This window comes from Actinotalea sp. C106 (assembly GCF_023630195.1).
Lineage (GTDB): Bacteria > Actinomycetota > Actinomycetes > Actinomycetales > Cellulomonadaceae > Actinotalea.
Genome location: NZ_JALPKN010000141.1, coordinates 1 through 8,066, shown reverse-complemented (window position 1 = coordinate 8,066; position 8,066 = coordinate 1). Strand labels below are relative to the sequence as shown.

At 71.6% G+C, this 8,066-nt stretch carries 7 protein-coding genes; all 7 read left to right on the top strand.

Going from position 1 to position 8,066, the window contains the following annotated elements; translation table 11 throughout:
• Positions 1 to 1,058: amidohydrolase (locus tag L0B03_RS10625; RefSeq protein WP_250445770.1), on the top strand; the 1,058-nt coding region annotated here is incomplete at its 5' end.
• 174 nt (positions 1,059 to 1,232) lie between these two features.
• The gene (locus tag L0B03_RS10620; protein ID WP_250445769.1) at positions 1,233 to 2,318 is read left to right on the top strand and encodes a BMP family ABC transporter substrate-binding protein; all 1,086 of its coding nucleotides are present in this window, start codon (positions 1,233 to 1,235) and stop codon (positions 2,316 to 2,318) included.
• Positions 2,319 to 2,460: 142 nt separating this feature from the next.
• The gene (locus tag L0B03_RS10615; protein ID WP_250445768.1) at positions 2,461 to 4,035 is read left to right on the top strand and encodes an ABC transporter ATP-binding protein; all 1,575 of its coding nucleotides are present in this window, start codon (positions 2,461 to 2,463) and stop codon (positions 4,033 to 4,035) included.
• Positions 4,032 to 5,294 (top strand): ABC transporter permease, encoded by a 1,263-nt coding sequence (locus L0B03_RS10610; protein WP_374204935.1) that lies wholly within the window; start codon positions 4,032 to 4,034, stop codon positions 5,292 to 5,294. Before L0B03_RS10615 ends, L0B03_RS10610 begins: the two co-directional genes overlap by 4 nt.
• On the top strand, positions 5,291 to 6,580 hold the full coding sequence (locus L0B03_RS10605; RefSeq protein ID WP_250445767.1) for an ABC transporter permease: 1,290 nt from the start codon (positions 5,291 to 5,293) through the stop codon (positions 6,578 to 6,580). Before L0B03_RS10610 ends, L0B03_RS10605 begins: the two co-directional genes overlap by 4 nt.
• A 12-nt stretch (positions 6,581 to 6,592) precedes the next feature.
• A complete protein-coding gene (locus tag L0B03_RS10600) occupies positions 6,593 to 7,003 on the top strand; it encodes a cytidine deaminase (RefSeq protein WP_250445766.1) in 411 nt (136 codons plus the stop codon).
• Between the two features lie 10 nt (positions 7,004 to 7,013).
• On the top strand, positions 7,014 to 8,066 hold a 1,053-nt coding region (locus L0B03_RS10595; protein WP_250445765.1), incomplete at its 3' end, for a thymidine phosphorylase.

The window sequence follows — 8,066 nt, the reverse complement described above, 5'->3', positions numbered from 1 at the left end:
GGCTGCCCGGGACCGGGCTGATCTGCGACATCGGCCCCGGTGCGGTCACGACCGGCCGGCGGCGCATCGCGCTGCGGGCCGACCTCGACGCGCTGCCCATCCCTGACGAGTGCACCGATCCCTGGCGCTCGACGGTCCCGGGGGTCGCCCACGCCTGCGGGCACGACGTCCACACCGCCGCGGTCCTCGGCGCCGGCCTGGTCCTGGCCGAGGCCGCGGAGGCCGGGGAGCTGCCCACCGGGGTGCGGCTGCTGTTCCAGGCCGCCGAGGAGGTCCAGCCCGGGGGGGCCCTGGACGCCGTCGAGGCGGGGGCGATGGACGGCGTCGCCCAGGTCTTCGCGGTGCACTGCGACCCCAAGCTCGACGTCGGGCAGATCGGCTCGCGGATCGGGCCGATCACCTCGGCCTCCGACGCCGTGACGGTCGTCCTCACCGCGGCAGGCGGGCACACCTCCCGACCGCACCTGACAGGAGACGTGGTCTTCGCCCTGGGGCAGGTCATCACCCAGGTGCCGGCCGTCCTCGGCCGCCGGCTCGACCCGCGGTCCGGGGTCAACCTCACCTGGGGGTTCGTGCAGTCGGGCTCGGCCCACAACGTGATCCCTGGCAGCGGGACCCTGCGCGGCACGCTGCGCTGCCTCGAGGGCCGTTCGTGGGACGACGCCGCCCGCGTGCTCCGCGAGGCCGTGCACCACGCCGTCGCGGCCTACGACGTGCAGGTCGAGGTGCACCACCATCGTGGGGTCCCCCCGGTCGAGAACGACGCGACCTCGACCCGGTTGCTGGACGCCGCTGCGCGCGAGGTCCTCGGTCCCGACGCCGTCACGCTCACCGAGCAGTCCCTGGGCGGGGAGGACTTCGCGTGGCTGCTGACCAGGGCCCCCGGGGCGATGGCGCGGCTGGGTACCCGCACCCCGGGCGGGCGGACCTTCGACATCCACCAGGGCGACTTCGAGGTCGACGAGCGGGCGATCGGTGTCGGAGCGAGGGTGCTCGCGCGCACCGCGCTGCTCGCCGGCTCGACCGAGACCGTGCCGCGGAACATTCCGAATGCGTAACAACAGGGGCCGTGCTACGCGTCGGTAACACCCGCGACACGACGCCCGGCTACTGTTCGACCCACAGCCGCTGATCAGGTGCGAGCTGCCCCCGGATCGCGACGACGCGCCACGGGTGCGCCGCGATCTGTCTTGGTCAGCCCCGGCGTCGACGGATGAAACAGGAGTGACGACGTGAAGATTGCGACTCGAGCAGCGGTGCTGGTCACCGCTTCGGCTCTGGCACTGGCGGCCTGCGGTGCTGCCCCCGAGGAAGAGCCCGAAGAGACCACGGCGGGCGGCGAGGAGGAGACGGCCGAGGAGATCGACTTCAAGGGCTGCATCGTCTCCGACCAGGGTGGCTTCGACGACCGTTCGTTCAACCAGGCCGGGTACGAGGGTCTCCAGCTCGCGCAGGAGTCCCTCGGCATCGAGACCGCCCAGGCCGAGTCGACCGCCGAGACGGACTTCGTCCCGAACATCGACTCGATGGTCAACCAGGCCTGCGACCTGACCGTGACGGTCGGGTTCCTGCTGGCCGGGGCCACGGGCGAGGCCGCCGAGGCCAACCCGGACGCGACCTTCGCGATCATCGACGACCAGTCGATCGACCTCCCGAACGTCAAGCCCATCGTCTTCAACACGGCCGAGGCCGCGTTCCTCGCGGGCTACCTCGCGGCGGGCTACTCGACCACGGGCACCGTGGCCACCTTCGGTGGCATGGCCATCCCGCCGGTCACGATCTTCATGGACGGGTTCGTCGACGGCGTCGCGCACTACAACGAGACCAAGGGCGCCGAGGTCGAGGTGCTCGGCTGGAACAAGGACGACCAGTCCGGTGAGTTCACGGGCAACTTCGAGGACATCGCCGCGGGCCAGAACGTGGCGAACGCGTTCATCGATGCCGGTGCCGACGTCATCATGCCGGTCGCCGGCCCGGTCGGCGGTGGCGCTGCCTCGGCCGCCCAGGAGGCCGGGGACGTCGCCTTCATCGGCGTCGACTCCGACTGGTTCGACACCTCGCCCGAGTACGCCGACATCATCCTGACCTCGGTGCTCAAGCAGATGGGCCCGGCCGTCTTCGACGTCATCAACGAGTCGGTCCAGGACAACTTCAGCAACGAGGCCTACGTCGGCACCCTCGAGAACGAGGGCGTCGCCCTCGCGCCGTTCCACGACCTGGACAGCACGGTCTCGGCCGAGCTGAAGTCCGAGCTCGAGGAGATCCAGGCGCAGATCGTCGCCGGTGACATCGTCGTGGAGTCGCAGTCGACCCCGTGATCCCCGCCGCACATCGCGGCTAGCACGTGCACGACGCCAGGTGGCGGGTCGGGGGTCCCCGGCCCGCCACCGCGGCGTGGATATCCTGTCGCCGAGGTACGACGGCGTACCGACAGCGGCCCCTGCTGAGGAGGACCCACCGGTGAAGCTCGAGCTTCGCGGTATCACGAAGCGGTTCGGACCGCTCGTGGCCAACGACCACATCGACCTGGTGATCGAGCCGGGCGAGATCCACGCGCTCCTCGGCGAGAACGGGGCGGGCAAGAGCACCCTGATGAACGTGCTCTACGGCCTCTACGACCCCGACGAGGGGGAGATCCTCGTCGACGGATCGGCCCGGACCTTCGCCGGTCCCGGGGATGCGATGGCCGCGGGCATCGGCATGGTGCACCAGCACTTCATGCTCGTCCCGGTCTTCACCGTGGCGGAGAACGTCGTGCTCGGTCACGAGCCGACCCGAGGTGCCGGACTGCTCGACCTCGCCGAGGCCCGGCGCCTGGTCCGCGAGATCTCCGACCGCTTCGGCTTCGACGTCGACCCCGACGCACTCGTCGAGGACCTCCCCGTCGGCGTCCAGCAGCGGGTCGAGATCATCAAGGCGCTGAGCCGCGACGCCAAGGTCCTCATCCTCGACGAGCCGACCGCGGTGCTGACCCCGCAGGAGACCGACGAGCTCATCGGGATCATGCGCCAGCTCAAGGCCGCAGGGACCTCGATCGTCTTCATCACCCACAAGCTGCGCGAGGTCCGCGCCGTGGCCGACCGCATCACGGTGATCCGCCGGGGCGCGGTCGTCGGTGTGGCACGTCCGGACTCGGCCGAGACCGAGCTCGCCTCGCTCATGGTCGGGCGCGCGGTCTCCCTCGGGGTGGCGAGGACGCCGGCCCGGGCCGGAGACGTCCGCCTCCAGGTCCGTGACCTCGTCGTGCGCTCGGCCACCGGGCAGCGCGTGGTGGACGGGATCAGCTTCGACGTCGCCTCCGGCGAGATCCTCGCGGTCGCGGGGGTCCAGGGCAACGGCCAGACCGAGCTCACCGAGGCCATCCTCGGGCTGCAGGCGCACGTCCGTGGCTCGATCGAGCTCCGCGGCACCCAGCTCGTCGGACGCACCGTCGACCAGGTCCTCGAGGCCGGGGTCGGGTTCGTGCCCGAGGACCGGAGCAAGGACGGGCTGGTCAAGGAGTTCTCGATCGCCGAGAACCTGGTCCTCGACCTGCACGACAAGGAGCCCTACGCCCAGGGCTGGTCGATGCGCCCGCGGGTGATCCGCGAGAACGCCGAGCACCGGGTGCAGGAGTTCGACATCCGGACCACCGGGGTCGAGCTGGCGGCCGCCAACCTCTCGGGGGGCAACCAGCAGAAGGTCGTGCTCGCCCGCGAGCTCTCCCGCCCCCTCGAGCTCTTCATCGCGAGCCAGCCCACCCGTGGCCTCGACGTCGGGTCCATCGAGTTCGTGCACGAGCGGATCGTGGGCGAGCGCGACAAGGGCACCCCCGTGATCATCGTCTCGACCGAGCTCGACGAGGTCGTGGCCCTGGCCGACCGGATCCTCGTGATGTACCGCGGCCGCATCGTCGGGCTCGTCCCGGGTGACACGGACCGCGACGTCCTGGGCCTGATGATGGCCGGCGTCCCCGTCGAGGAGGCCATCGCCCAGGCGGCGGGCCACCGCACCGAGACCACAGCAGCAGGTACCGAGCAGGGAGGAGTGCTGTGAGCACCCCCGAGGACCACCAGAACGCGGGGGAGCCCACGCCGGGAGCGCCACGCCCCGGGGAGGACCGCTCGGCGAGCCTCGTCCACGAGATCCTCTCGAGCTCCTGGCTGCTGTCGCTGCTCGCCCTGCTCGTCGCCCTCGCCGTCGGGGGCGTGCTCATCGCGGCGGCCGACGAGCAGGTCCAGGAGGCCGCGGGCTACCTCTTCGCCCGGCCCACGGACTTCCTCGGTGCCGCGTGGAGCGCGGTCTCCGAGGCGTACGTCGCTCTCTTCCACGGGGCTGTGTTCGACGGTCAGTCGGAGAGCTTCACCCGGTCCATCCGTTCGGTCACCGAGACCCTCACGGTCTCGACCCCGCTGATCCTCGCGGGCCTGGGCGTGGCCCTCGCCTTCCGCGCCAGCCTGTTCAACATCGGCGCCCAGGGCCAGATCATCATCGGTGCGACCTTCGCGGCCTGGGTCGGCTTCACCTGGCACCTGCCCGTCGGCGTGCACGTGATCGTCGCGGTCCTCGCGGGCATCCTCGGCGGCGCCCTGTGGGGGGCGATCCCGGGATTCCTGCGGGCACGTACAGGTGCGCACGAGGTGATCGTCACGATCATGCTCAACTACATCGCGGTGTACCTGATCTCCTACCTGCTGATCACCCCCGCCTTCCAGCGGCCCGGCTCGTCCAACCCGGTCAGCCCGCTCCTGGACGACTCGGCCCTGTACCCGCTGCTGCTCGGCTCGGGCTTCCGGCTGCACGCCGGGTTCCTCGTCGCCCTCGCGGCCACCGCCTTCGTCTGGTGGCTGCTCAACCGCAGCACCGTCGGCTTCCGTTTCCGCGCCGTCGGGCTCAACCCGCACGCAGCCCGCACCGCCGGGATCAAGGTCGAGTGGGCCTACGTCCTGGTCATGATCGTGGCCGGTGGTCTCGCCGGCCTCGCTGGGACCGCCCAGGTCATGGGCACCGAGAAGTACCTCACCGCGGGCATCGCGGCGAGCTTCGGCTTCGACGCGATCACCGTCGCCCTGCTCGGCCGTTCACGGCCGATCGGGGTGTTCTTCGCCGGGCTCCTCTTCGGCGCCCTGCGGGCCGGCGGCGTGACCATGCAGGCGCGCACCGGGACCCCGATCGACATCGTGCTCGTCGTCCAGTCGGTGATCGTCCTGCTGATCGCGGCGCCGCCGCTCGTCCGGGCGATCTTCCGGCTACCCGCACCGAACAGCAGGCCCCGGTCCGCGCGCCGCGCGGCCGTCAAGGAGGCGCAGGCATGAGCACCGTCACCGCACCCACCCAGGGGGCCGCCAGCCAGGGCGCCGTCGGCGGCTCCACGCCGGGCTCGTGGAAGGCGCCCATCACCTACGGCGTCCTGGGTCTGTTCGCCCTCGTCGTCTTCGGCCTCCTCGGCCAGCCGGGCTCCTCGACCTTCAGCGTCTCGACCCGGACGGACCTCTTCCAGATCAGCCCGATCGGCGTCCCCTCCCGGCTGACCGCGATCGTCCTGGCCCTGGTCTGCCTCGGGCTGGCTGCCTTCGCGGCACTCCGCGCCCGGGAGGGACGGCGTGCCCCGGGCTGGGTGGCCGGCACCTTCGCCGCTGCCTTCGTCCTGGCGTTCCTGACCTGGGCGGTCGCCGGGGAGAGCATCCCGTTCACCGGCCTGCTCCAGGGCACCCTGTTCCTGGCGGTACCGCTCGTCTTCGGCGCCCTCTCGGGCGTGATGTGCGAGCGGGTGGGCGTCATCAACATCGCGATCGAGGGCCAGCTCCTCGCGGGGGCCTTCCTCGCGGCGGTCGCGGCCTCGCTCAGCGGGAACGTCTACGCCGGTCTGGTCGCGGCCCCGATCGCCGGGGTGCTCGTGGCCCTGCTGCTCGCGGTCTTCACGATCACCTACGCGGTCAACCAGATCATCGTCGGCGTGGTGCTCAACGTGCTGGTGGTCGGGGTGACCGGCTTCCTGTACTCGACGGTCCTCACGGCCAACGCCTCGAGCTGGAACCAGCCCCCCGGGCTCCAGCGCATCGCGATCCCGCTGCTCTCCGAGATCCCCGTGCTCGGGCCGGTGCTCTTCCGGCAGAACCTCATCGTCTACCTGATGTACGCCGCGGTGATCGTCGCGAACATCGCGCTCTTCCACTCCAAGTGGGGCCTGCGGGTCCGGGCCGTCGGAGAGCACCCGCGCGCCGCGGACACCGTCGGGATCAAGGTCAACGTGACACGGTTCAAGAACGTGCTGCTCGGCGGGGCCATCGCCGGCCTGGGGGGCGCCTTCTTCACGATCGGTGCCGGGCTGGCCTTCGGCAAGGAGATGACGGCGGGCAAGGGGTACATCGCCCTCGCCGCGATGATCTTCGGCCGGTGGAGCCCGAAGGGGGCTCTGGGAGCGGCGCTGCTCTTCGGCTTCGCCGAGCAGCTGCGCATCTCCCTGGGCATCGTCGGCACCGGCATCCCCAGCCAGTTCATGCTGATGACGCCCTACCTCGTGACCATCTTCGCCGTCGCGGGCCTCGTGGGTCGCGTGCGGCCGCCGGCCGCGAACGGCACGCACTACGCCAAGTCCTGACGGGAGCCCCTGATGACTGACCCCGCCGCCACGGTGGACTGGGACGGCCTGCGCGCCGCCGCCCGGGAGGCGATGAGCACGGCCTACGCGCCGTACTCGCGCTTCCCGGTCGGTGCCGCGGCCCTCGTCGACGACGGCCGGGTGGTCGTCGGGTGCAACGTCGAGAACGCCTCCTACGGGGTCGGTCTCTGCGCCGAGTGCACCCTCGTCGGCGCGTTGCACAGCTCGGGGGGCGGCCGCCTCGTCGCCTTCGCGTGCGTGGACGGCCACGGCAACGCCCTGATGCCCTGCGGCCGGTGCCGCCAGCTGCTGTGGGAGCACGGGGGCGCTGCGCTCCTGGTCGACACGGTGAGCGGCATCAAGCCCATGACCGAGGTCCTGCCGGACGCCTTCGGCCCGGACGACCTGCTCGAACGAGCCTGAGAGGCCCCTGATGACCAGCCCGAACCCCGAGCTCTTCGACGCCGTCGACGTGATCCGCGCCAAGCGGGACCGCGCACGGCTGACCGACGGCCAGATCGACTGGGTGATCGACGCCTACACCCGCGGCGCCGTCGCCGACGAGCAGATGGCCTCCCTCGCCATGGCGATCCTCCTCAACGGGATGGACCGCACCGAGATCTCGCGCTGGACCAGCGCGATGATCGCCTCGGGGGAGCGGATGGACTTCTCGGGTCTGAGCCGGCCCACCGCCGACAAGCACTCGACCGGGGGCGTGGGGGACAAGATCACCCTGCCCCTCGCCCCGCTCGTCGCGGCGTGCGGCGTCGCGGTGCCCCAGCTCTCGGGCCGTGGCCTCGGCCACACCGGGGGGACCCTCGACAAGCTCGAGGCGATCCCCGGCTGGCGAGCGGCGCTCAGCAACGAGGAGATGATGCGCCAGCTCGAGGACGTCGGCGCGGTGATCTGCCAGGCGGGCTCGGGGCTCGCCCCCGCCGACCGCAAGCTCTACGCGCTGCGCGACGTGACGGGGACGGTCGAGGCCATCCCCCTCATCGCCAGCTCGATCATGAGCAAGAAGATCGCCGAGGGCACCGGCACCCTCGTCCTGGACGTCAAGGTCGGCTCGGGCGCGTTCATGAAGGACGTCGAGCAGGCCTCCGAGCTCGCCCGCACCATGGTCGCCCTCGGGGCCGACGCCGGGGTCCGGACCGTCGCACTGCTGACGGACATGTCGACCCCCCTCGGGCTCACGGCAGGCAACGGGCTCGAGGTCCGCGAGTCGGTCGAGGTCCTCGCCGGCGGTGGCCCCGCGGACGTCGTCGAGCTGACCCTCGCCCTGGCCCGCGAGATGCTCGCCGGGGCCGGACGGACCGACGTCGACCCTGCCGACGCCCTGCAGGACGGGCGGGCCATGGACGCCTGGCGCCGCATGATCGTCGCGCAGGGCGGGGACCCCGACGCCGCGCTCCCCACGGCCCGGGAGACCGAGCAGGTCCTGGCCTCGGCCGACGGCGTCGTCGCCGAGCTCGACGCCCTCGCGGTG

Coding starts and splice junctions, on each gene's coding strand:
- L0B03_RS10600 (WP_250445766.1), top strand. CDS start 6,593: ATGACTGACCCCGCCGCCACGGTGGACTGGGACGGCCTGCGCGCCGCC.
- L0B03_RS10605 (WP_250445767.1), top strand. CDS start 5,291: ATGAGCACCGTCACCGCACCCACCCAGGGGGCCGCCAGCCAGGGCGCC.